Below are 23799 nucleotides of genomic sequence, written 5' to 3'. Positions count from 1 at the left end.
CTTCAAAAATGCACAAATAAAATTGTTTAAATTGCGACAAAAAATTTAAATGAAAAGAACATCTAATCGTATTTGCTCCCTCTTCACTTTTTTCCTTTTTATGTTACTCAATTCGTATGGACAATCTAATATTCGCACAATTTCATTTGATATTGGAAAAAATGAGCTTTTTGGAGGAGCCGAACTACCAGCCGAAGAGCCAATTAAAATTGTTGGTCTCTTACCACAAGAGGTGTATAGAGTGGAGTTGTTTTTATACGAAAAATCTGAAAGTAATAAACCATATTTTACGGGATTCTATCAGCGACCTTTCGATATGAATGTAGATCGGTTTGAAATTCAGCTCGATCCCTTACGCAGCGGTAAGCAGTACGTTTTTAGCTTTAAATACTATACAAAAGCTACTCCCGTACAATTAAGAGCTTTACAACTCTCACTCAATGCCAATTTAGAGGCAGCAATTAGATCAAATTACATGTACAGACGAAACAGCATTGTAGGGCTGCAATCGCCCTCTCAAATCCGAAAAACCCTCAATGCTTTGATGACCGAAGGATTGCAAAACTTCAGACATGCTACTGGTCGAACCTTCGACGGATTCAGTGAACTTGTACTGGCCAAAATCCGTCAAATTGAAAGTGAAAGCCTGAGCAATGCGCGCTTTAACATAGTAAAAAGAAGCAAAGAAGAATCACAACGTGTAGCTTATGCCGAAAAACTTATCCAAGAGCTCGTTGAACTGGTTCAAAGTGAAGCTACTCAATTTTTAAGTGACAACATGCTTATTCTGAGAGAAGAACGAACAACCAAAGCTATGACTGAGCAACTACCCGGTTCCATTCCAATAAACTTGGGTTATGGGTTTGTGTATTGGGAAGGCGATTTTAGCAACCTGGTGTACGATGCAGCCCCATATGTAGGAATTTCCATTCCACTGGCTAACAAGACGTTTGCGCGCTATTTGGGCAATGCTTCCCTTTCTATAGGTGTTTTACTGCGCAATCTCGAATTTTCTCAGATCAAATACTCCGGCCCATTCATCAACTTGCCAATCTATGCCGGTTTAGGTTATAAAACCTTTCGAATAGCTCGTTTTCACATTGGCGGTACACTACTTTCGTCTGACCCTAACTCGGATGGCCAAATACAACTTGATGCAGCTGTATTTGGCGGTGTAAGTATCGAATTTAATGTGTGGGCTGGTTTCGACAAAAAGCGAAAAAGATGATGCGATTCACTACGCTCCTACTTCTATTTCCTGTGTTGGTGAGTAGCCAACTGTTTCCCTACAAATGGCGTTTTGGTGTCCAAACAGGCTATTCGACCTACTATGGCGATCTTACACCATACCGCTTTGAGGGCGGTGATCCCTTAAAAGCATTAAGACATTTATATACCTACAATTCTGTATATATTCCTTTACCTTCATGGCAGGTAAGCCTTGAACGTAATATTAGCCCATCATGGGCCCTGAAAATGGCCATTGGAAATGTGAGTTTCAGCGCGAATGACCGCTTTGTAAAACCCGATGGCACTCTCTGGACAGAAGCGCCTTACTTCGACCGCGGGCTCAACGCCGAAACTTCCATCTACGATGCTTCCTTTGGTATTATTCTAAAGACCGATAACTTGAAGTGGTTGTCTCACAGGTCTTTCATTGCTCCATACTTAGGCGTGCATGCTGTAGTACTCAACTTTGAGACCTACGCTGATTTGCGCGATAGCGAGGGAAATTTTTATAACCTTTCAAACCCGACCTTGCGGCAAAACGGCGATTACGAGACGCTGCTCACTGGCCTAAAGACAGAAGGGGTTGATTATCAGACAATAGCCTTCGGAGGTCGATTTGAATTGGGAGTGCGCTTCCGATTGTCCCGGCAACTCAATCTAAATATATCAACCCAATTAACAGTTACGACCACAGACTATTTAGACGATGTGAGTCTGAATTATCCCACTCAATTCAACAGCCAACTACAACAGCGAGCATCTGACCCCACTAACCGCCGACAAACCACATCTAAAAGAGGCGACGATTTAGTATCTGATAGTTATCTTTTTCATTCTATTGGCATTCAGTGGAGTTTTGGCAGTCATAAAAAGTTAAAAAAATTTCCAACCATCGGTGGCTATGCTCCCCCACCTACATTAGAAAAAGCACCAAGCAAATTCGACCCCGCAATTAAAGCTCAAAGGCAGTTACATGCACTAAATTCATCAGATACGTTAATTTATCTCCTAGAAAATCAACAGAGAGAAATAATCGATATTCGAACAAATCTAAACAAAGCAACTTTTGAAATTCGACTATTAAAAAGTCGACAAAAAATAAGCGAAATACATAGTGAAACTACTACTATAGAAAGCAAACTTTCTGAAATAAACGATAGTATTCTCATTTTAAATAAGTACAAAAGGGAAATAGCAATAGATACTATATTGCCAAAAAATGTGCGCGACAGTCTTTTTATTGTTTATTCGAATAATTTGAAACAACTTGAGCTTCAAAAAGACTCACTTGAAATTTTATTAAAAACCCTTCATAGCCGGAAGGACAGCCTCCAACTTTGGATAAGTAATCAAGAAAAAAATTTAGAAGAATGGCCAACATCAGATAGTATATATCAGCCAAACATTTATATACAAAAATCTATAAAATATCATGAAGATGATCAAACAATTGCTCAACAAAATTTAGAAATTAAATCACTAAGTCGTCACACCTTAATACCGTCAGATACCATTGATCCATCTTCAATAGAACTACAATTTTCAATGGATGAAAAGCCATCTGAAAATAAGGATAAAGTAGTAGAAACAAGTGAATCATCTCCTCCACAAAAGAGAACTGAAAATACATTCAATACCAGAAGTTCAACCTCTACCCAACGCCAAAAAAATGAGAGTAAAAATCCAAATAGAGTTACCTTTTCACCCACAGAAGTACCGAATCTATCTTTAGAAAGCATTAACAATACAAATCAAAATATTACGGATACTACACGTCCAACATCCATTATCGAAATTTTAGAAAGACAAACAAAAATCTTGGAACTATTAGCTCAAAAGATTCAAACTATTGAAATAAGTCAAAATACGGAAAAACTGGCTCAAAATGATCAAAATACACAAGAAAAGACCAATAATATTTCAGCAGAAACAAGCGAAATTATTGATCAGGATTACTCCCCTTTATTTGATCTAAAAGTAACGGCAGGATTTAAGACCCGGACAGCCATCTATTTTGAATCAGGCAAAACCAAACTCTCAGACGCTGAAGAATCGCATTTGCGAGAAATCGCCAGGTATTTAGCTGATTCTACGTCTTCTACCATTATTCTTAGAGGATATGCTGATAATACTGGAACCAAATCATTGAATTTCAAATTAATAAAAGAAAGACTCGGCTATGTGAAAACTATTTTAGTAGAGGAAGGTGTGCAACCCTCAAGGATCAAATTAGATAATGGTGGCGTGATTGTAAAGCCTGTGCAAAGAGCACAACCGAGAGACCGTCGCGTGGAAATACTTCTTCAGTCATTTCAGTGATATGACTTGTGAAGCGAAGGCAATAAATCACGCGCGGTATGAAGTTTTAAAAAATGAATGTTCCAAAAAATACTATTCACCAAAAGATAGAAACTTGTATAATCCCTGTTTTAGGTCATAAAACTGAATGATTTACAATTCTACTTTTACAAAGTGTAAAACGTACACTTTTTATGACTTCTGAAAAGAAAAGCCGGCTCAAATTTTCAAACGTTGTAAAAGACGCTATTTACATCGGCACATATCCGACGCGCAAGATTGAAGAAGTGCTCGATTACATTAAAACTCACACCAAAATAGCTGGTACCAATCCGAAATGGGACTCTCACGCCATCAGTGTTTTTCTCACTTTGCTCTTTTTATCGCTCGGGGTCTATTTCTACGCAAAACATCAAAACATTCCCAAAGAAGCATCCCTGATGATTTTCATATTTGTATTTGCATGCCTTCTCTGGATTACCGAAGCAATACCCTTATTTGCCACATCACTCTTAATCATTGGATTACAAGTTCTGTTGCTTGCTAATCCAGGCAATTGGCCCAACTTGGGATTTGAAAATCCTGAGAATCAACAAGATTTTAAGCATTATTTTCAACCCTTAGCTGAGCCTGTAATCTATTTGTTTTTAGGTGGTTTTATTCTCGCTCAAGCCTGCGTAAAACGTGGCGTTGACCAAACATTAGCTACCTGGATGATTCGCTATTTCGGATCAACTCCCATTCAATTGATCATCGGCATTATGGTATTTACAGCGCTTTTTTCAATGTGGATGAGCAATACTGCCACCACAGCTATGATGCTCACTCTCTTAGGACCCATTTTGTCGCAAATGAGCGATGAGAAAAAATTTCAGAAAGCCTTGATCCTTTCCGTACCGTTTGCAGCAAACATAGGCGGCATGGGCACTCCGATAGGTTCGCCTCCAAATGCGATAGCTCTTGGCTTTTTACAAAATAAGGGTTTAAACATCGGTTTTACAGATTGGATGCTCATAGCCATTCCCATTTGTATTGTCCTTCTGGCATTTACAGTATTCCTATTGATCACAATTTTTCCACCAAAGAGTAAAAAACTTTCTTTATCTATTGAAACAGCTGATTTAGACCCAAAAAAGGTATTTGTCATGTCCATTTTTTCCATCACCGTATTGCTCTGGATGACAGAGAAAATTCACGGCCTGCCTACAAGCGTGGTGGCATTGCTGCCTGCCGTTGTTTTTTCAGTTACTGGTTTAATAAAAAAGAACGATATCAATAGTCTTGAGTGGAATGTGCTGATACTCATTGCCGGAGGTATTGCCTTGGGTAGGGGTATGTCAGATACGGGCCTCGACAGAATGGTTTTACAATTCTTGCCTGAGAATAGAAACATTCTATTGGCATCACTGATGGCAGCCACATTACTCCTTTCAACCGTAATCTCTAACACAGCCGCTGCTAACCTATTGATTCCCATTGGAATATCTGCTGCATTTGCCTTCGGGCAATCAGATGTCGTTTTCGCAAAGGAACTCGCCTTTTCGATTGCTCTATCAGCATCTTTAGCAATGGCATTGCCTGTAAGCACTCCACCTAATGCGCTCGCATATGCCTCAGGAATGCTGAAAAGTCAGGATTTCATTAAGCTTGGTATTATCATAGGTTTCATAGGGCTTTTGACTGTGTATCTGCTCAGCATCTTCCTGTTTCCAATTTTATCTTGATTTTTTTTGGATAAAATAATAATAAAAAATGCCGCCGAAGGTATAACATAAAATATCGAAAAAATCGCGGTGATGATAAGGGTATTTTTCAGGAAGATACCATTCAAAATACACTGAAAACATACACACTACTATAAAAATCTGAAAGGGTGAATACAAGCGTTCATAGGTATATCTATGAATAAAATACATTAGAAACTTAGTAAGACCCAGTGTGACAGGAACTGCAATCAAATCATCGAAGTAAGAGTGAATTAAAGGTATAAATATTCCAAGTTTTTCTAGGAATTGATTAAGCATGAATAATAGAATCAATAAAGCTTCTTTTTCACCTAAGATATATAAATATTTTTGAAGTAATTTCAGCACAAAAAACAATCATTAATGTACCACAGAGGATGCTAAATACATAATCAAGGAAACAATCCCGTAAACGATGATTTGAAAAAAGAGTACAACACCTTTTCCCGCCTTTACGAAAATTGTATCTGTTTGTTGAATTTTTATGAAAGGAAAGCCGGTATCAAGAGGTTTTTTCAAAAATTCGCGTTCAATTTTCTGCTGTTTATGATGCTCGTACCCACAGAAGAGGCAATACTTATGGTCGTTGTCCGTCCACTGATGGCAGTTCGAGCACTTTAGTACATTCATTCTTTAACGATACCTTCAGATTTGTAATACTAACAGCGATAAAATACCCGTAAACATGGAGATTTTCATCCAACGCTGAGCCATTTTGTACTTATTATCTTTATCAGATATCAATAAGTAGAAGACAATCGTCCAGGGCATAAGTAGAAATATTCCAGAATATACATACAGATAGAACGCATTCACTTTTACCACTGAAAAAAGGGAAAAAGCAAAGAGGCTGATTAATGTGAATATTGAAAGAATTATGGTCTTTTTTTCTCCTATTTTCAGTGGTAAAGTTGCATATCCTGCACGCCAATCTCCAGCCATATCTTCCAATGTTTTTATCAGTTCACGAACAAGGGTAGTCAGAAAGGCAAATACGGCGATAAATACATGCACTATCAGTACAAAATAGCGCAATTCTACAGAAGTAGTAGGCATTGAAATAAGAGGCATTATATCAAAGAATAAAACAGTAATTATACTGAGCGCTGCGAGTAGAGAAATGATAAGATTTCCGATGAGAGGTTTGCGCTTAAAATCTGTGGCATATAAAAAGAGCAGGACAACAGTAATTACAGGAATTGAAAAGTACTTAAAACGATTAATAATCAACGACAATGAAAAGGAAATAATAAGGCCAATTGCATTAAACAAATAATAGAGTATCCATGCGTTTTTTTCAGAAACTTTATTCTGTATAATTAGTCGGTCTGGTTTATTGATCTTATCTGTATCTACATCGTAAATATCGTTAATAATATAACCCGCAGCCATCAGCAGCATAGTAGCTAAGACACCAGCGGCAAATTGCCAATGATCGAGCGCGGGATCTATACCAAATGGTATGTAAAATCCATACCTCAAAAAAAGCTGAATGAATGCTGCCAAGAGCAGATTCTTCCAGCGCACGAGCTTGAGATAATCAAAAAAAGTAGCTACCATGAGCGCGAATGTGCATCGTTCCACCAGCCTTTTACTCTGAGTGTCTGCTCCAGTATGTCACGCACACATCCATTTCCACCTGTTTTAGGTGAAACGTAGTGCGATATAGCGCGAATTTCAGGAGCAGCGTCGTGAGGACACGCGGCAAGGCGAACCTTGCACATCACTTCATAATCGGGCAGGTCATCGCCCATATAGCAAATTTCGCTGTCGCTGAGCCCGTAGCATGCTTTAAGGTCTTCGAATGCTTCAATTTTGTATGAAGCATTCAGATATAAATCCACTACACCCAGATTGCGAAGTATTTCAGAAATTCCTAATCCAGAGCCCCCGCTGATGATCGCCACGCGTAAGCCCTTTTTTAGTGCTAATTGAATAGCAAAACTATCGTGTGTAGTCATATTTCGCACAGCTCGTCCGTCGGGCAACACGTGGATGCGTCCATCCGTCAGTACTCCATCAATATCAAATATAAAGGTCGTTATTTCTGGAAGTATTTGCTTGTAGTTCAGCGGCATAATATGTTAGAATGCTTTGAGTTAACGTCTTGTAAAGGTGTAAAAGTTTTTCGTTGTGTAAGGTTTTAAGGTGTTTTTCAATAGTCTTTTGATCGCCTCTGCGCGCCGGACCTGTCTGACTACTCTTTAGTTCACCTACGAGAATGCGCTGAGAGGTTTGCTCAATGATAGGTTGCAGTAATTGTCTTGAAATTCCTTGATGTTCAAGTTCTTCTTCGAGCAAAGCGTGCAGGTGATGAACAAAATTATTGCTTACCACTGCTGCCATATGGGTGGCAAGACGTTTCTGATATGGCATTTCGATGGCATTTGTAAATTTTTGTTTAAGCAAGACTACGAAATCATCTTTGGTAGCTGTCTCTATCACAAGAGGTACCTGTTGAATGTCGTAGGGCGAGGCTAATGAGATTACAGGCCAAATCACCATACCATTATCGGTATGAGGTTTAAGGGCTTCAAGAGAGGTAGCCCCCGATAGGTGAATCCACCTTTTGCCTACTGCCTTAATTGATTGAGCATAAGTCGAGATATACGCATCAGGCACAGAAAGCCAAATGGCTTCGTATGCATCTGAATGGAATTGGGAATTTGAAATGGTGACATTTTTCCAATCCCTGAATTTTTCTCGACACGCGTCGGGTGTGCGCGATACAAGCGTTGCTTTGAAATCGCAGTTAAAAAGAACTTCCAGCAGTTTCAATACGAAACGAGCTGCATTTCCTGATCCTACTATTAAATGTCTTCCTCCGGTCATTCGATCCATTGATTGATGGCGTCAAAAGATACCGGCAGATTTTTTACGAACTGAATGGCTGCTTCGATATCGTTGTGCAATTCGCGGTCGTTTTCAATCACGGGCACAGTGTCTCTAAAAAGTGCCAGGAATTCCTCCAGCGATGAATTTAGCCTGCCTTTTCTGAAGTACAAAGCTTGAGAGGCGTGTAGGAGCTCTATGGCCAGTACTTTTTCGGCCAGATCAAGCACATCGTGAAGCTTGTTTACTGCATTGGCACCCATGCTCACGTGGTCTTCCTGCCCATTAGAAGAGGGAATACTGTCAACTGAAGCCGGGGTACAAAGCTGCTTAGAGGCACTGACAAGTGCTGCAGCACTGTATTGTGCGATCATTAAGCCACTATTTAATCCGGGATTCATTACCAAAAAGGGCGGTAAGCCCCTTTGACCAGATAGCAGCAGATACATGCGCCTTTCTGAAATATTGGCCAACTCATGAACGGCAATAGCGGCAAAATCAGCTACATATGCTAATGGCTGCCCGTGGAAATTACCCCCCGATAAAATGACTTCTTCGTCGTCGAAGTAGAGCGGATTATCAGTCACAGAATTCACTTCGGTGATCAGAACTCGCAATGCGTAATTCAGGGTGTCGAGTGATGCCCCATGCACCTGAGGGATGCAACGGAAAGAATACGGATCTTGTACCCAGGAGCGCTCGACTATATGCAACTCGCTGTCGATCAGATGTCTATACATAAATTCAGCCACCTTTTGCTGCCCGGCATGCGGCCTTACTGAGTGAATGAGTGGATCAAAGGGTTCACGCCGACCCAGAAAAGCCTCAATCGAAAGGGCTGATATCCAACTGGCAAGCTGATGAAGTCTAAATGCCCTAATGAGTGCTGCTGCCAGAGTAGCCGACATATATTGGGTGCCATTGAGCAGAGCAAGACCTTCTTTAGAGCGCAGTTGTACTGGTAGTTGCATGCCTTCGAGTGCCTTGCATTGAGAAGTAGGCATCTTCTCGCCCGATACAGCCACATATCCCAACCCTAACAAAGGCAAGGAAAGATGCGCAAGGGGTGCCAGGTCACCACTTGCCCCGAGAGAGCCCTGCTTAGGCACATATGGTAATACTGAACGATTGAAAAATTCTGTCAATGCATTCAGAGTTTCGACTGAAATAGCACTATAACCGCGAACGAGTGATACTATTTTGAAAAAAAGCATAAGACGCACTACCTCATCGCCGGCATAACTCCCCGTGCCGCAGGCATGCGACATCACGATGTTTTTCTGAAGTTCTGTGAGCTGGCTTTCGTCGATTTTTACGTTGCAGAGAGAGCCAAAACCTGTGTTTACACCATATACAGGCGAATGCGATGATTTTAAAAGATTTTCAAAGCGCTCCCGAGAATTTTTTACGCGGTAAAGTACCTCTTCAGATAGGGTAATTTTTGAGTTTTTATGAAAATATACATCATAAATCAGCTTAAAATCAATTGTATGTGATGGTGTAATATGTATGATCATTTACAAAAACATTGAAGCGTTGCAAAAGTACGGCACTATACACCTCAAGGAGCCTGCTGAAAGTAAATATTGAGTCTGGAAGGTCTTTTTAAACCGTTTTTAAACGGTCTGTAAAACCTTTTTCAAAAGCTCAAGGATTAAAAGCAAAAGGAAAATGCCGGATTAACGGAGAGCAATTTGGAATTAACCACACCACGATAAAATCAAAACGCACTTCTAAATCCAGGTCTTTCCATTCTAAATAAGCCTCAGCTGCATCAGCATAATGGGCTATTTTATACTCATCGAGGGTTTCGTAAGCTTCGGGCACGGGATACCCGGTGCGCGTTTTTACCTCTGTGAATACCAGGAAATCTCCATCTCTTGAAATAATGTCAACTTCTGCCTTATCCCACCGCCAGTTGCGCTCCAGAATCTGATGGCCTTTCTGTTCCAAAAATTCAGTAGCCAGCTGTTCACCCCCGCGGCCGGTTTCTAAGTGAGTTGCCATCTTAATTGCCAATTGCCGATCGAATCTACTTCCAAAACAGCATCAGCACCGTGAATAAATGCCCGCTGATCGGTGTGATGTCCAATATTAGCCTCAAAAGCTACCGGGATACCTCTGTGAGCAAAGTGGTGTAGTAATATGTCACTAACCGAGTAACCAAATGGTACCTGGTTATCGTGCATGTTTGTAAAAGAACCAACAACCAAGCCTGCTAAACCCTCGAAAACCCCTGCCCGCTTAAGGGCATACAGCATTCGATCAATGTGGTAGAGATATTCATCCAGGTCTTCTAACATCAAGATTGCACCTCGTAAATCGGGAAAGGATTTCGAACCCAGCAGGGAGTACAACACCGATAAATTTCCACCAATTAGTGGCCCTTGAGCAACTCCAGGCAATCCAACAGTACCGCTTAGGCTTCCCTTCCCGGTTAAGAGCTGGTGAAAAATGGATTGGATGCTTTCTTCGGTGTTTTCTTTAAAGTTGATAATCATTGGAGCGTGCAAACTGACAATGCGAAAATTCGACCACAAGTGAGCGTGAAAAACAGTAACGTCACTAAATCCCACAATCCACTTGGGGTACTTGTGCAAAGGAGAAAAATCTAACTCATCGATGATCCGCACACATCCGTATCCGCCCCGAGCCATAAACAGGGCTTTAACTTCCGGATTGTTCAAAGCAGTTTGAACATCAGCAGCACGTGCCCAGTCAGCAGATGACCATTGATGGAAAGAGGTACCAATTGTGCTGCCCACGACTGCTTTAAAACCAAATTTTTCAATCGATCGAATGGCATGTTGAACCTCGTCGATTGGCAAAGCCCTTGCCGGTGCAGTGATATAAATGGTATCGCCAGAACAGAGTAGTGGGGGGTGAGACATTTCCACTAAAATGTATCAGAGAGCAATAATACCCTCAATTTCAGAGGCTTTTTTGTAGCGCTCCACTACACTCTCAGCGGTGAGCATCATTTCTTTTGCCGAAATAGTGACATAATTACCTTTTGCCGAACGGCGCATACTGATGTTGGCTTCGTTTGAATTAAACAGACTCTGAACTCTGGCAATGAGGTGGTTATCAGCTCTTACAATGAATTTGAAGTAGTACACCTGTGGCCAACTCTCTCTGCTCAATACTTCAAACAGTTTGTCAAAATTGTACTCGCCTTTGTTCATTATCTTGTGTTGAAATTACAAAAATAAAAAGCCTCCGATATCCGGAGGCTTAATTCAAAGACAATTTCCTGAAGATTATTTCTTTTTCCCTTTAGAGGGAGAGGTCTGTTGCTGTTGAGCCGGAGCCGGGGTTTGAGTATTTGTTTTTGGAGGCTCTGTTGAGCCTTTGTTCGATTTAATGTCGACCGAAGGCATAGATTCCAGTTGCTTTCTTACAAGAGCAATAATATCCTCTCCGTTTTTGAAGAAGAGAAGCCCATTTCCCTGGCTTGAGTCGAATACATAGGTGTATCCATTTTTAGTGGCGACTTCCTCAATAGCTTTTTGAGCTTTCTGCGTGAGAGGTTGAAGTAGCTCTTGCTGACGACGAGCGAGGTTTTCCTGATTTTCTTCGGCATACTCCTGAATTTTCTGCTGCATCTCTTGCAGTTCGCGTATTTTTCTCTGGCGTACTAATTCTGTATAGCCGGGAGCTTCTTTTTCAAATTTCTGGGCCTTTTCACGCAACTCGTTTTGCAGCTCGAGGAGTTCATCTTCCATCTCTTTGCGCATTTTCTCCATTTCTTCCTGAGCTTGTTTGTACTCAGGCATGGTGCGCACTAATTCGGTAAAATCGAGATGTGCAAATTTTTGTGCATAGGTGCCTACTGAAGTAAATAGAGCTACTATGGCAGCTAACAGGGTTTTTCTAAACATATTTGATGGTATTAAAGGTTTATATTTATTCGTCATCGGTATCCCAATTTATTGAGTACATCATCGCTAATGTCCATTTTATCGCTTACATACAAGATAGATAGCGAGTTAGCCTTATCGATCACGAGGTCAATGCGCTTTTGGCGACTCACCTCCTGTATGGCGTTATATACTTGGTCTTGAATGGGTTTTACCAAACTTTTCCGCTTTTTAAACAACTCACCTTCTGGTCCGAAATATTTTCTCTGCGTTTCGAAAATCTGTTTTTCTTTTTTAGCAATTATTTCCTCTCGCTCCTTAATCATTTCATCGGTTAAGAGAACTTTTTCAGCATTCAATGCGCGTTGTAGAGCCAGCAGTTCGCTTTTTAGCGCTTCAATCTCTCCCTCAAATTGGGAAGATAGTCTGTCAAGCTCTAATTGAGCCTGGTTGTATTCAGGTACTTTTTTCAGGATGTATTCGGTATCAACTATGGCAATGCGCTGATTCTGGGCATTTAGCAAAGTGCTAAATACGCTGAAAAGTAACCCTGCCAAAATACGCGGTAATAGTTTCATGCTTTCTGCGGGCGAAAATACTTTCATTAGAATTGCTGACCAATAATGAAATGTGTGCGCCACCCTGAAGGAGCTGAAAAGCCAGGCACAGGGTCGAAACCATAGCCAACATCTATGCCAAGCAACCCAAACATGGGCATAAAAATGCGAATACCTGCACCTGAGCTGCGATAGAGCTGAAAGGGGCGATACTCTTTAAACGACCCAAAGTTGTTTCCTGCTTCTACAAAGAGCAGAGGCCATATCTGAGCATTTGGATTCGGAGAAATCAAAAAACGCAATTCAGCCGTATATTTTGAATAAAGAACCCCACCATTGCCCAACTGACTTTGGCCGGTAGGAGTTGCCCCTGGCACAATGGAATTGTTAGGATATCCTCTTAAACCAATGATTTCCCGTCCGTCAAGAATAAAGTTCTGAATACCATCACCACCCACAAAGAACCTTTCGAAAGGCGATAGGCCTATCACCCGGTTGTAAGTGCCCATGAATCCCATCTCGGCGTGCGATGAGATCACGATGTTTTTATAGACCTCAGTGTACCAGGTAGTGTTGAATTTAAACTTGTAATATTCGAGCAGATAATACTTCTCTTGCGGTGTGGCATCACTGTAATCGCGCCCTGTTAATAAAGAATACGGGGGTGTAAGCTTTAGGGTAAAAATGGTATTGGAGCCTCGGGTGGGGAAGATGGGTACATCGGTATTATTTCTTGTGAGTACGAATCGGAAAGAAAAGTTGTTAGAAAATCCGTTTCTGAAATTAGGAATGCCGAGCTCAAAGTTATCGAGCCTGTAATGTTGAAATTCTAAAGCCTGATAAAGGGTAAAATAATCGTCAGGCCATCGAAGGCGCTTGCCCAGGCCGATAGTAAGACCAGTGATGTTCAGCGCCTGGCGCAAGGGATCACCGATCCTTCTTCCTCCGAAATTCTGAACGGAATGGTATCCTGAGATGGTAAGTGAATTGGGCTTTTTACCGCCCAACCAGGGCTCTGTAAAAGAGATAGAATAGTTCTGAAAGAATCGACCGGTGCTCTGTGCTCTGAGGTTTAGCGTCTGTCCATCGCCTGAAGGCAGTGGAGTCCAAGCTTTTTTGTTAAAGATGTTTCGAGCCGAAAAGTTGTTGAAACTCAAACCGAGAGTACCCACTATACCTAAGCCACCACCCCAACCGCCTTGAAGCTCCAGCTGGCTGGTACTGCGTTCTACAACGGTGTATTCGATGTCCACAGTTCCGGTTTCAGGATTAGGAACGGGATTAACGTTGAGCTGTTGAGGGTCGAAAAATCCGAGCTGAGAAAGCTCGCGCATGGTGCGTTGAATGTCGCTCTTGCGGAAGAGATCGCCTGGGCGGGTGCGTACTTCACGCATAATCACATGGTCGTTTGTGCGATCGTTACCGGTTACAGTCACTCTGTTAATGGTGGCTTGCCTACCCTCGCGGATACGCATTTCTAAATCGATTGAGTCGTTTTCAATTAATACTTCTACGGGGGTTAGATTAAAGAAAAGGTATCCATTGTCCATGTAGAGGGAGTTTACGTCGTTGCCATTGGGGTCGGCATAAAGGCGCTCGCTCAATCGCTTTGCGTCATAGGGATCACCTTTTTTAATTTTCAGGACGGCATTTAAAACTTCATCCGGATATTTCGTATTTCCAATCCAGGTGATGTTTCTGAAGTAAAACTTATTGCCTTCTTCGATGGTGATGTAGAGGTTAATAAAATTCTCTCCAGGTATTCGATATATGGAATCTTTGAGTATCCGAGCATCGCGGTAGCCGTTTTCCTGGTATTTATCTATCACTTTTTCGAGGTCTTCTCTGAATTTTTCATCGATGTATTTCGATGTGCGAAAGATGTTGTACCACCTGTGGCGTTTTGTTTCTTTCATAGCCTTTCTAAGCTTGGCATCGCTGATGTTTTTATTGCCGATGAATTCAATTTCTTTGATTTTTATTCTATCCCCTTCTTTAATGCGAAAACCTAAGATTAAAGCATTGTTTTCAGCAGTATCTCTTTCGGTCACTACTTCTACTTCAGCATCGAAGTAGCCTTTGTCCTCATAATATTTTAATATTTTATTTTTTGCCGTGATGATGAGGTTATCAGTTACAATGTTTCCGCGATTCAATTTGATTTCGTCGCGCAATTCATCTCTACGGCTCTTTTTAACTCCGGTGATGTAATATTTACTGAGTCGAGGAAGGTCTTTGAGATAAATTTCAAGGTAAATAATTCGGCCACTTTTTCCGGTCACATAGATTTGGATGTCTTCAAAAAGTTTTTGCTTCCAAAGGTTTTTTATGGCTCTAGTAATTTTATCGCTTGGAAAAACGATGCGATCACCAACATTGAGACCTGAAATGAGTAATACCAGGTTGTAATCTAAATTCTCAGCGCCTGCAAGGGTTATTCCACCTATTTCGTACTCAAGCCCTTCGGTAACCTCTACATTGTTTTGAACCTGGCTGTGAATCTGGCCGGGTATAAAAAAAAATAAAACTATTAGATAAACGACAAAACGGGCTGGTATTTTAAAAATTTTCATTGAGTTGTTCTGAAATTAAACCAAACCTTCTTTCGCGCTTTTGATATTCAGCTATGGCCAAGAGTAGGTCTTCTTTTGTAAAGTCAGGCCAGAGCTTAGGTGAAAAATACAGTTCGGTATAAGCTAATTGCCATAGCAGGTAATTGCTTATTCGATATTCACCACTGGTGCGAATGAGCAGGTCTGGATGAGGCATTCCACGTGTATATAAGTAGTTTTCGAAGACTTGTTCGGTTATATTTTCCGGTAACAGAAGCCCTTTGCGCACATCTTCAGCGAGCAGTCTGGTAGCGCGCAGAATTTCTTCTTTAGAGGAGTAGCTAAGCGCTAAGGTTAGGGCCATGCGTGTACCTTTAGAAGTAAGGGCTATAACCTCAGTAAGCTGTTTTTGGATGTCTTCAGGCAAGAGCGAGATGTCACCAATCGCTTGCAGACGGATATTGTTGTCGAGCAGTGTTGAGAGTTCTTTGCGCAGAGCCTTCACTAAAATAGACATTAAAGCCTTTACTTCAGTTTTTGGGCGTTTCCAATTTTCAGTGCTGAAGGCATACACAGTGAGGTATTCGATACCTAGCTCAGCTGAGGCTGTAGCTATTCTGCGAAGAGCATCAACGCCATTTTCATGACCAAGCGAACGAATATATCCTTTGGCCCGAGCCCAACGGCCATTGCCGTCCATAATAATAGCAATGTGTTTGGGGAGTCGGGTGAGGTCTACTTCTATTGTTGCTTGATTAAGAGCTGCGTTATCTGAGTTTGTTACCAACCGGTTCTGCATTTTTCGCGCGACGAAGATAATTTGAATATTATTTTAAAATTAGTAAATACGTACCAATCTTTGTTTGTGGGATTTCCTCTAAGCCTATCAGTGGTATCAAATCGCACAATCGATCGATTGCTGAGGGCAGCTGCCACGGGCCCTCGAATTTCGGCCAGCTCAACAGCATCTACATAGTAACCGCTTACGTCGTCTAAATAATCTGTGTCTGTGCGTCGAAATCCAGTTTCGAAATAGACATTTACAATTTGAGATATTGTTATTGAATAGCCTAAACCAAAGAGTATAAAACTGCTTGTTTCCGGGTAGATTCCCTTGTCGCTCAATCGAGTACCTTGTCCTTCAGTTCCCAGAGGCCTTAGCTTTACCCATCGATTTTGATACCAGGTCTCCGGATAAAAAGCAAACAAACCGTATCCTAAAAAGATGAAAGGACTGTTGTTTTCACCTCTGCGGCCAGTCACCGGAAAAAAGTTAAAATTCACCCTTCCGTGCGTTTCATATACAAAAGATCGAAAACTTAAATTACGATTCCTTCGCCAATCAATTGAGCTCAGGGCGTCATCATTGGCTACTACACCGTAATACCCCCCGGCTTCAATGGAATAATGTGGATTCAGTGCATAAATTGCTGCTAATCCAAAGTTGTAACCCTGTGGCATGTGAATGCCGTAATTACCCACATCGCCGATAAAATGTGAGACACCTCCGGTAATGCCGGCACCTATAAATTGGCCTATTGCGCGCTCGGTCAATAGTAATAAGACAACCAAATAGTTGATTTGCACCTTTTGAATTTCGCCTTTAAAACGCATGTACAGTTTATTTATTTCAATTGCAAGCATCAATTTCTTTTATCAGCTCCCCAATAAAGCTTTTCTCTGAGTATCTTGTAGTAGGGATAACCCTCTAATTGAACCAACGAAAAAGTCACTTTAGCTTTTTGAATCAGCAGATCTTTTCCGCATTCGATGTTCTGAGTCTTAGAATCCGTTGCCACTAAAAAGTATTTCTCCCGAGCTTCGATTTGAAGGCGAATCTGGCTGCTGTCGGATATAACAACCGGGCGTACATTTAAGTTATGAGGTGCAATCGGAGTTATAATCATTACCCCACTCGTAGGCGAAACGATTGGTCCACCGCAGCTCAGATTGTAACCTGTACTTCCGGTAGGTGTACTGATGATGAGCCCGTCAGCCCAGTAACTGGCTAAGAATTGATCGTCGATCCATGCGTGGATGGTGATCATAGAGGCAGAGTCTTTCCTACTGACGGTCACCTCGTTGAGCGCCAGAAAGTCAGCTCCCAGCGGACTCGATGAATTGCGCAGAGAGAGCATCGATCGCTCTGAAACACTGAACCTTCCCTCTCTAAGCATCGTTATCGCCAAATCGATGTCGTTTCTCGAGACATTAGATAGAAAGCCAAGCCGTCCGAGGTTAATCCCCATTACAGGTATTCCAGTCCCAGCTGTGAGCGTTGAAGCCTCTAAAATGGTACCATCTCCCCCCAGGCAAATTAGAAAGTCCGGATTTTTGAAATACAAATCCTCTTCATTCTCAAATATATCTATTGCTGAGAAAGAAATGTTTTGCTCTTTTAGAACTGTGACAAGCGGTAAGTACACTGAATACTCAACGCCAGCTGCGCTTAGCACATTTAATAAATGTTGAACATAGGCGCTGCCGTCGGTAGGTATGCTTATGCCAAATATTCCAACCTTCAATAAGTAAAATTTTGATGGGATGCGAAGGTAAGAAAACGACAAAGAAGTGGTTGAAAGAAATTTTTATAAGATTTTTTAAAAATATTTCTGTAATACTTGTATTACTTTATTAGGACATCTGATTGGCTTTCCAGTCGCAGCATTTAAAAACACCAGTTCAACCGAACCAATATTCAGTAAAGTTTCTGCTTCGTTGTAGATTTCGTGATGAAAGATGATTCGACTTGCAGGCATTTCCCGAATCTCGGTTTTTATTGTTAATAAGTCGTCATAAAAAGCTGGTCTTATGTATTTGATTTGGAGGGATAAGACTGGCATCAATATGCCATTCTCTTCCAAATCTTTGTAAGAAATATCTAAATTTCTTAAAGCCTCTACCCTACCTACCTCATAATAAAGAGGATAATTGCCATAATACACATACCCCATGCGGTCCGTTTCGCCGTAGCGCACCCTAACTTGAATTTTATGCAGATACATAATGCTGTTTTTCAGATATTTATATTTTTAAATTAAGGAATTGTTAAGTTTGTGCGTTTCGCAAGTTAGACAAAAATTTCAAATAAAAAAACGCAAAAAAGAGTTTTTTATTAAAAATATTGTCCACATTTTTGCCCCCCAATTTTTGAAAAGTCTTTAAAATTTTTTTAAAGAATTTAAAATCACCTCGCTATGGAAAGAAACCCGGAAAAAGTGTGGGAAGCCTGTCTTAACTATATTAAAGACAATATAACTCCACAAAATTTTAAAACTTGGTTTTTACCAATTCGACCGCTCAAACTCCGGGATAATGTGTTAACAATTCAAGTTCCGTCTAAGTTTTTTTACGAATGGCTCGAGGAGCATTACCTGCCTTTGATTCGCTCAGCCATTACCAGAGAACTTGGAGAAAATGCTAAGTTAGTGTACTCCATTATTATGGAAAATACTTACGGAAATCAAAATCCTGCAAGTATCAATTTACCCTCTAATCAAAGAAGCCCGGTTAAAGAACAAAAAGTAAATATCCCGGCTGAGATCAGTGCTCATGGGGTAAAAAATCCTTTTGTTATACCGGGCCTGAGAAAAGTACATGTTGATTCACAACTAAATCCGAACTACAATTTTGACAACTACATTGAAGGTGATTTTAATCGTTTAGCGCGTTCGGCCGGGTTTGCAGTGGCAAAAAAACCTGGGGGCACTTCTTTTAACCCCCTGCTCATTTATGGCGGAACAGGCTTAGGTAAAACACATTTAGCCAATGCTGTCGGCATTGAGATCAAAGAAAATTATCCGGACAAAATCGTTTTGTACGTACGCTGTGACACGTTTGCTCAACAATTCTACGAATCTACCAGAAACAATTCCACTAACGATTTTGTGCACTTTTACCGAATGATCGATGTGCTCATCATCGACGATATACACAATTTGGCAGGCAAGATCAAAACCCAGGATGTATTTTTTGAAATTTTCAACCATCTCCATCAAAACAACAAACAAATCATTCTAACTTCTGACCGATCACCTGTTGATCTTCAGGGAATTGAACAAAGACTCCTGTCTCGTTTTAAATGGGGTTTGTCTGCCGATCTTCAAATGCCTGATTTAGAATCTCGTATTGCTATTTTGGAAAGCAAGCTGTACAAAGACGGCATTGAAATGCCCCGAGATGTAGTCGAATATCTGGCTTATAGCATTAATACCAACATACGCGAACTGGAAGGTGCCCTAATATCGCTGCTTGCACAAGCCTCGTTAAACAAAAAACAAATCACTATAGACCTGGCTCGCCAGATGATCGATAAGTTCGTAAAAAACATCACTCGCGAACTTTCCATCGACTACATTCAAAAAGTGGTTTGTGACTACTTCGACCTACCAATTGATGTAATGAAGTCAAAAACCAGAAAACGTGAAGTAGTGCAAGCCCGTCAACTCAGTATGTACTTTGCAAAAATGCTGACGAAGAACTCGTTGGCGAGCATTGGTGCCCAATGTGGCAACAAAGACCACGCTACTGTGCTCCATGCCTGTAAAACAGTCGCAAACTTGATGGATACTGATAAAAAATTTAAAGGATATGTAGAAGATTTGAAGAAAAAACTTACACTTAATAACTAATAAATTTTATCGTAACATTTTTCTACATCCCGTTAACCAAAAGCCAACGGGATTTTTTATTAACATTCTCATTTGTTTCACAAAATTTTAATAGATGAGTAACAATTTATTGTACTTTTGAAAGTGTAAAAACTACACTTTCTCAAAATGAAAAATCTTTATTTACTTTTTTTATCCTTTTTTGTTTTTTTACAAAGTATTGTATCTCAATCAATAAAAACATCCTTTCGACTTCGTATTCCAAACGGTATTCCATCGAATGCTGATGTACGAATTACAGGGAATGTTTTTGGTCAGAATGGGCAACCAATGCTTCACTTGGGAGGAGGCATCTATGAATACGAATTACAATCTTCATGTGGAAAAAGAGTTTCTTATTCTTTTTTAATAAACGGTATAGGTGAAAATATCACTGCCGGTTGTTGTATTAATCTCATTCAAAAAAGGCAAATAGTCATTCCAGACAGTGACACCATTTTACCAATCACCTGTTTTGGATCTTGTGATAGTTGTGAATCAGGTGTTTTGGTAACTTTTAGGGTTTCATTGGGAACAACTACCCCAGCTCCTCAAGGAGTTTTTCTTACGGGTTCTTTTAATAATTGGTCCACCACATCTCTACCAATGACTTTTGACTCGATTAATGGATTTTACATTGTTCAAATAACATTAAGTCCTAATTCTTTTATCGAATACAAATTCTTGAACGGCTCTTCTTATGAACAACTCTCCGGTCCCTGTGCTTCCGGACCTTTTGGCAACCGAACCCTCACCGTACCTCAAAACGACACCATCCTGCCCGCCGTCTGCTTTGGCAGCTGCAACCCCTGTCCCGCTCCTCCACCTCCTGCGCCTACAAGCCAGGTGACCTTCCGCGTGAACCTCGGTTCCACTCCTGCCTCGCCTGCCGGAGTCCACATCGCAGGCAACTTCCAGGGATGGAATCCCGCTGCAACGCCGATGACCTTCGATTCTGCCGGTGGCTTCTGGAAATACACCGCTACCCTCAACGAAGGCGATACCATTCAGTACAAATTCATCAACGGCAACGCCTGGGGAGCCGATGAAACCGTACCTGCTGCCTGTGGCATTGGCAATCCATCCAACCGCTTCCTCATAGTGCCCGTCAACGACACTACCCTGCCTGCCGTTTGCTTTGGCAGCTGCAATCCATGCCCTTCACTTCCTCCTGCTCCATCGACATCTGATGTTACTTTCCAAGTAAACATGAAGGGTAAAAATGTTTCGCCTGAAGGTGTGCATGTGGCGGGTACCTTCAATCAGTGGAACTACAGTCAATACAAAATGACACAAATTCAGCCCAATATTTATCGAATTACCATACCGATTGACACAGGTGCTTTCATATTGTACAAGTTTTCGAATGGAAGTTCATTCACCACACAAGAACTCATCACCGGAAGTTGCACGCAGTTTGGAAACAGATTTCTCACAATACCTGCAAATGATACCACACTGCCGGCAGTGTGTTTTGGAGCTTGTGACACTATCACTTGCGCCACCATTAGTATCGATAACTTTGACCCCGACCGCATTCAGGCAGGATTTTCAGGCGACAAGCTTTTTATCCATGGCATGCCTCCTGGAGGTGCTCCCGTGCGAATTTCTCTGTACGACCTATTAGGCAAAACCATATTTAAACTCCAGGATTTTTCCCAACCTGAATGGACACGAACAGTGTATTTGCCGGCTGCGCCTTATATGCTACGTATTGAACTCGAAGGTTTTGAAAAGGTATTTAAGTTATTAAAAGTTCATTGATGTGTTATTCAGTTAGTTATCTGACACACAAAAACGAAGTGTATGCCCGTAGGCTGGGAGTAACGGCTGACTCTCAGCCTACCTTTTTTAACCAACTCAATCAGACCAAAGATTTTCTCGGCATTGGTTGGTTTAAGTATGGATTTGATCATCCAGGGCTACCGGTTTTAATTCATTACAACTCCCCATTTTCTATCATTCCTGCCTTTTGGGGCCTTATACCTAAGTGGGCACGAACTATTGAGCAGCAAAAGAAAATTATCAACAATACGCTGAATGCACGAATTGAAACTCTGAGCGAAAAACCCTCCTTTCGAAATTCAATAAACAATCGATGTATTGTCGTATTGGATGGTTTTTTTGAATATCAACAAGTGAATAAGATAAAACAACCACATTTTATTCGATACTCCGATCATCGCCCAATGTTTGTGGCTGGTATATTTGAAAATTCACCAGAAACACTTCCATATGCCCTAAGCGTAAGTATTTTGACTCGCCCCGCCAATTCTTTTATGCAAAAAATTCACAATACAGAAGAACCGAGAATGCCTGTTATTATGGAGCTTGAAGACGTTGATGTCTGGCTGCATGAAAATTTTAAAACAGCCGTTAACCACCTTCTTGCAATACAGGTTAATGATCTTTATTCTGTTCAAGTCAGAAAATTAATTGGAAAAGAAGGAGTTGGCAACTCACCAGAAGCACAAATGCCTCTTTAAACTTTGTTTTGGTTATCCAATGAAATAATTACAGACATTGAACAGTGTATAAATTGATAATTAATACCCCTATCAAGGCAATGTATTGAATTCTAAAGAGATAAGTAAATTATTGAATGTATGTTTTTACATTTTATTGCAAAGAAAAAACAAATTAAGTGTAGAAAATTCTTATAATTTTTATATTTGAAATATTTTCTTTCAAAACTCCTAATTATTCCGCTACTTCGCGCATAGAACAATTAAACAACGCGAGGGAAAAATCAAATTGCTCTAATGAACGCGGTATATTTTAAGAAAATTTCACCTGCATTTTTTTTAATCGTTGAAACTATAGCTCTTAATATTTCGTTTTTTACAGCAATTTTTTTGCGATTTGATGATTCGACGCCTCTAAAAAATATTTATTACGACTACTACCTACAATTGTACATTCTACTACATGCAGTTTGGATCGCTTTGTACTTTTACATGGCCCAGAGAAACACAGGCACAAATTTTACTACTATTTCCGATACTTTCAACAGAAGATGGTTTGTGCTCATTTTGCTTTATTCATTATTACTGGTAAGTCTTAAAGGCTATTATTATTCCCGTATTTTTGCCTTGATATTTTTTACTTTGTTATTGATTATTGGCAATCTTCTTATTTTGATGATTTCAATATATTACAATCGGTACTTCAAAAAGATTTATCCTGCAAAATATTTGGTAATAGGTAATGATAATATAGTTTCAGAAATAGCAAAAATATTGCGTTCTTCAATACCTCAATTCACAGAAATTATTGATATAAAAACTGAAGATCCAGAAGAATTCTTATCAAATAAAACTACTGAGAAAATCTCAACAGTCATTAGTACTTACAGAGACGGAAAAAAACTAGTATCCGTTCAAAACTGGTGCGACCGAATGTTTGTCGAACATTATATTTCATTACACGAGATTTCTGCTGTATCGCTATCAGCTTTTGTTACTCAGATTGGCAGATTAAATGTACTCAAAATGCGTGATGAACCTCTTTCTTCACCTTTCAACCGAGCTTTGAAAAGAGGCATGGATCTCCTTATCACTTTTCTCATCTTCATATTTCTATTCATACCATTTCTTCTTGTTTATATACTACTTTTTATTGTATGGAAAAAATCGCCGATTTATACACAAAAAAGATTTGGGCAAACTGGGAAAATTTTTACTCTTTATAAATTTAGAACAATAGATAATAATAAAATGCCAAAAATTTGCGCTTATCTTCGCAAGTACAGCATCGATGAATGGCCACAATTTATGAATGTTTTTAAGGGTGATATGTCGATCATTGGCCCACGTCCTTACCACTTAAAAGACATTGAACTTTTTAAACAAAAAAGTGCCCGTTTTATGGTAAGGCATTGGATAAAACCTGGCATTACTGGGCTAGCCCAAGTTCGTGGTTTACGTGGAGAAATAACTGATGAAAAACACTTTAACGAACGTCTCGAAAACGACGTATGGTATATCGAAAATTGGAGTTTAACTCTTGACATTAAAATTCTTTTTCTCTCCTTATTACACGTGTTAAAAGGTGAAGGAAAATAGAAAAAATATCCT

Annotated in this window: 22 protein-coding genes; 7 read left to right on the top strand and 15 right to left on the bottom strand. The window is 40.3% G+C overall.

Annotated features, from left to right (window positions below; translation table 11 throughout):
* Positions 1–100 precede the first annotated feature (100 nt).
* The 3 genes from ACK4EX_RS03020 (at position 101) to ACK4EX_RS03010 (ending at position 5252) form a co-directional block, all read left to right on the top strand.
* Positions 101–1228, top strand: a complete 1128-nt coding sequence (locus ACK4EX_RS03020) for a hypothetical protein (RefSeq protein WP_409769580.1) — start codon at positions 101–103, stop codon at positions 1226–1228.
* Positions 1225–3549, top strand: a complete 2325-nt coding sequence (locus ACK4EX_RS03015) for an OmpA family protein (protein WP_409769578.1) — start codon at positions 1225–1227, stop codon at positions 3547–3549. Before ACK4EX_RS03020 ends, ACK4EX_RS03015 begins: the two co-directional genes overlap by 4 nt.
* Before the next feature lie 173 nt (positions 3550–3722).
* Complete coding sequence (locus tag ACK4EX_RS03010; protein WP_409769576.1) at positions 3723–5252, top strand: SLC13 family permease; 1530 nt, start codon at positions 3723–3725, stop codon at positions 5250–5252.
* A 381-nt stretch (positions 5253–5633) separates the two neighbouring features.
* On the opposite strand, the gene ACK4EX_RS03005 is transcribed toward ACK4EX_RS03010, so the two are convergent.
* From ACK4EX_RS03005 to ACK4EX_RS02935, 15 genes are all read right to left on the bottom strand, one after another.
* Positions 5634–5903, bottom strand: coding sequence for a hypothetical protein (locus tag ACK4EX_RS03005; RefSeq protein WP_409769574.1), 270 nt, complete (start codon positions 5901–5903; stop codon positions 5634–5636).
* Positions 5904–5918: 15 nt separating this feature from the next.
* On the bottom strand, positions 5919–6833 hold the full coding sequence (locus ACK4EX_RS03000) for a geranylgeranylglycerol-phosphate geranylgeranyltransferase (RefSeq protein ID WP_409769572.1): 915 nt from the start codon (positions 6831–6833) through the stop codon (positions 5919–5921).
* On the bottom strand, positions 6827–7351 hold the full coding sequence (locus ACK4EX_RS02995) for a KdsC family phosphatase (protein ID WP_409769570.1): 525 nt from the start codon (positions 7349–7351) through the stop codon (positions 6827–6829). Before ACK4EX_RS02995 ends, ACK4EX_RS03000 begins: the two co-directional genes overlap by 7 nt.
* Positions 7299–8114 (bottom strand): DUF2520 domain-containing protein, encoded by an 816-nt coding sequence (locus tag ACK4EX_RS02990; protein ID WP_409769569.1) that lies wholly within the window; start codon positions 8112–8114, stop codon positions 7299–7301. The genes ACK4EX_RS02995 and ACK4EX_RS02990 overlap by 53 nt, the downstream gene beginning before the upstream one ends.
* On the bottom strand, positions 8102–9622 hold the full coding sequence (hutH, locus tag ACK4EX_RS02985; RefSeq protein WP_409769567.1) for a histidine ammonia-lyase: 1521 nt from the start codon (positions 9620–9622) through the stop codon (positions 8102–8104). Before hutH ends, ACK4EX_RS02990 begins: the two co-directional genes overlap by 13 nt.
* 130 nt (positions 9623–9752) lie before the next feature.
* Positions 9753–10112, bottom strand: coding sequence for a YraN family protein (locus ACK4EX_RS02980; protein WP_409769565.1), 360 nt, complete (start codon positions 10110–10112; stop codon positions 9753–9755).
* A complete protein-coding gene (locus tag ACK4EX_RS02975) occupies positions 10097–10996 on the bottom strand; it encodes an LD-carboxypeptidase (protein ID WP_409769563.1) in 900 nt (299 codons plus the stop codon). The genes ACK4EX_RS02980 and ACK4EX_RS02975 overlap by 16 nt, the downstream gene beginning before the upstream one ends.
* Positions 10997–11011: 15 nt before the next feature.
* Positions 11012–11290 (bottom strand): DUF493 family protein, encoded by a 279-nt coding sequence (locus ACK4EX_RS02970; protein ID WP_409769561.1) that lies wholly within the window; start codon positions 11288–11290, stop codon positions 11012–11014.
* A gap of 75 nt (positions 11291–11365) precedes the next feature.
* On the bottom strand, positions 11366–11986 hold the full coding sequence (locus ACK4EX_RS02965) for an OmpH family outer membrane protein (protein WP_409769559.1): 621 nt from the start codon (positions 11984–11986) through the stop codon (positions 11366–11368).
* 32 nt (positions 11987–12018) lie between these two features.
* Positions 12019–12543 carry an OmpH family outer membrane protein gene (locus tag ACK4EX_RS02960; protein WP_409769557.1) on the bottom strand — a complete coding sequence of 175 codons (525 nt, stop codon included), beginning with the start codon at positions 12541–12543 and terminating at the stop codon, positions 12019–12021.
* A 26-nt stretch (positions 12544–12569) separates the two neighbouring features.
* Entirely contained in the window at positions 12570–15095 is a 2526-nt protein-coding gene (gene bamA, locus ACK4EX_RS02955) for an outer membrane protein assembly factor BamA (protein ID WP_409769555.1), read from the bottom strand.
* Positions 15082–15873 carry an isoprenyl transferase gene (locus ACK4EX_RS02950; RefSeq protein WP_409769553.1) on the bottom strand — a complete coding sequence of 264 codons (792 nt, stop codon included), beginning with the start codon at positions 15871–15873 and terminating at the stop codon, positions 15082–15084. The genes bamA and ACK4EX_RS02950 overlap by 14 nt, the downstream gene beginning before the upstream one ends.
* Positions 15855–16718: a DUF6089 family protein gene (locus ACK4EX_RS02945; protein WP_409769551.1), complete on the bottom strand. Its 864-nt coding sequence runs from the start codon at positions 16716–16718 to the stop codon at positions 15855–15857. The genes ACK4EX_RS02950 and ACK4EX_RS02945 overlap by 19 nt, the downstream gene beginning before the upstream one ends.
* The gene (locus ACK4EX_RS02940; protein WP_409769549.1) at positions 16718–17599 is read right to left on the bottom strand and encodes an NAD kinase; all 882 of its coding nucleotides are present in this window, start codon (positions 17597–17599) and stop codon (positions 16718–16720) included. Before ACK4EX_RS02940 ends, ACK4EX_RS02945 begins: the two co-directional genes overlap by 1 nt.
* Before the next feature lie 75 nt (positions 17600–17674).
* Complete coding sequence (locus ACK4EX_RS02935) at positions 17675–18079, bottom strand: acyl-CoA thioesterase (protein ID WP_409769547.1); 405 nt, start codon at positions 18077–18079, stop codon at positions 17675–17677.
* Between the two features lie 192 nt (positions 18080–18271).
* On the opposite strand from ACK4EX_RS02935, the gene dnaA reads away from it, so the two are divergent.
* From dnaA to ACK4EX_RS02915, 4 genes are all read left to right on the top strand, one after another.
* Positions 18272–19705 carry a chromosomal replication initiator protein DnaA gene (gene dnaA, locus ACK4EX_RS02930; RefSeq protein ID WP_409769545.1) on the top strand — a complete coding sequence of 478 codons (1434 nt, stop codon included), beginning with the start codon at positions 18272–18274 and terminating at the stop codon, positions 19703–19705.
* 147 nt (positions 19706–19852) lie between these two features.
* Positions 19853–21487, top strand: coding sequence for a hypothetical protein (locus ACK4EX_RS02925; protein WP_409769543.1), 1635 nt, complete (start codon positions 19853–19855; stop codon positions 21485–21487).
* Entirely contained in the window at positions 21487–22209 is a 723-nt protein-coding gene (locus ACK4EX_RS02920; RefSeq protein ID WP_409769541.1) for an SOS response-associated peptidase, read from the top strand. The genes ACK4EX_RS02925 and ACK4EX_RS02920 overlap by 1 nt, the downstream gene beginning before the upstream one ends.
* A gap of 471 nt (positions 22210–22680) precedes the next feature.
* Entirely contained in the window at positions 22681–23787 is a 1107-nt protein-coding gene (locus tag ACK4EX_RS02915; protein WP_409769539.1) for a sugar transferase, read from the top strand.
* Positions 23788–23799 lie beyond the last annotated feature (12 nt).

This window comes from Thermaurantimonas sp. (genome assembly GCF_046299575.1).
In the GTDB taxonomy this organism is placed as follows: Bacteria; Bacteroidota; Bacteroidia; order Flavobacteriales; family Schleiferiaceae; genus Thermaurantimonas.
This window is presented reverse-complemented; position numbering and strand designations above follow the sequence as displayed.

What these genes read in the sequence shown, in the direction of transcription:
- ACK4EX_RS02995 (WP_409769570.1), bottom strand. Translation starts at nt 7,351, where the DNA reads ATGCCGCTGAACTACAAGCAAATACTTCCAGAAATAACGACCTTTATA.
- ACK4EX_RS03005 (WP_409769574.1), bottom strand. Translation starts at nt 5,903, where the DNA reads ATGAATGTACTAAAGTGCTCGAACTGCCATCAGTGGACGGACAACGAC.
- ACK4EX_RS02980 (WP_409769565.1), bottom strand. Translation starts at nt 10,112, where the DNA reads ATGGCAACTCACTTAGAAACCGGCCGCGGGGGTGAACAGCTGGCTACT.
- ACK4EX_RS03010 (WP_409769576.1), top strand. Translation starts at nt 3,723, where the DNA reads ATGACTTCTGAAAAGAAAAGCCGGCTCAAATTTTCAAACGTTGTAAAA.
- ACK4EX_RS02975 (WP_409769563.1), bottom strand. Translation starts at nt 10,996, where the DNA reads ATGTCTCACCCCCCACTACTCTGTTCTGGCGATACCATTTATATCACT.
- ACK4EX_RS03020 (WP_409769580.1), top strand. Translation starts at nt 101, where the DNA reads ATGTTACTCAATTCGTATGGACAATCTAATATTCGCACAATTTCATTT.
- ACK4EX_RS02935 (WP_409769547.1), bottom strand. Translation starts at nt 18,079, where the DNA reads ATGTATCTGCATAAAATTCAAGTTAGGGTGCGCTACGGCGAAACGGAC.
- ACK4EX_RS03000 (WP_409769572.1), bottom strand. Translation starts at nt 6,833, where the DNA reads ATGGTAGCTACTTTTTTTGATTATCTCAAGCTCGTGCGCTGGAAGAAT.
- dnaA (WP_409769545.1), top strand. Translation starts at nt 18,272, where the DNA reads ATGGAAAGAAACCCGGAAAAAGTGTGGGAAGCCTGTCTTAACTATATT.
- ACK4EX_RS02950 (WP_409769553.1), bottom strand. Translation starts at nt 15,873, where the DNA reads ATGCAGAACCGGTTGGTAACAAACTCAGATAACGCAGCTCTTAATCAA.
- bamA (WP_409769555.1), bottom strand. Translation starts at nt 15,095, where the DNA reads ATGAAAATTTTTAAAATACCAGCCCGTTTTGTCGTTTATCTAATAGTT.
- ACK4EX_RS02925 (WP_409769543.1), top strand. Translation starts at nt 19,853, where the DNA reads ATGAAAAATCTTTATTTACTTTTTTTATCCTTTTTTGTTTTTTTACAA.
- ACK4EX_RS02945 (WP_409769551.1), bottom strand. Translation starts at nt 16,718, where the DNA reads ATGCTTGCAATTGAAATAAATAAACTGTACATGCGTTTTAAAGGCGAA.
- hutH (WP_409769567.1), bottom strand. Translation starts at nt 9,622, where the DNA reads ATGATCATACATATTACACCATCACATACAATTGATTTTAAGCTGATT.
- ACK4EX_RS02960 (WP_409769557.1), bottom strand. Translation starts at nt 12,543, where the DNA reads ATGAAACTATTACCGCGTATTTTGGCAGGGTTACTTTTCAGCGTATTT.
- ACK4EX_RS02990 (WP_409769569.1), bottom strand. Translation starts at nt 8,114, where the DNA reads ATGGATCGAATGACCGGAGGAAGACATTTAATAGTAGGATCAGGAAAT.
- ACK4EX_RS02970 (WP_409769561.1), bottom strand. Translation starts at nt 11,290, where the DNA reads ATGAACAAAGGCGAGTACAATTTTGACAAACTGTTTGAAGTATTGAGC.
- ACK4EX_RS02920 (WP_409769541.1), top strand. Translation starts at nt 21,487, where the DNA reads ATGTGTTATTCAGTTAGTTATCTGACACACAAAAACGAAGTGTATGCC.
- ACK4EX_RS02965 (WP_409769559.1), bottom strand. Translation starts at nt 11,986, where the DNA reads ATGTTTAGAAAAACCCTGTTAGCTGCCATAGTAGCTCTATTTACTTCA.
- ACK4EX_RS03015 (WP_409769578.1), top strand. Translation starts at nt 1,225, where the DNA reads ATGATGCGATTCACTACGCTCCTACTTCTATTTCCTGTGTTGGTGAGT.
- ACK4EX_RS02915 (WP_409769539.1), top strand. Translation starts at nt 22,681, where the DNA reads ATGGCCCAGAGAAACACAGGCACAAATTTTACTACTATTTCCGATACT.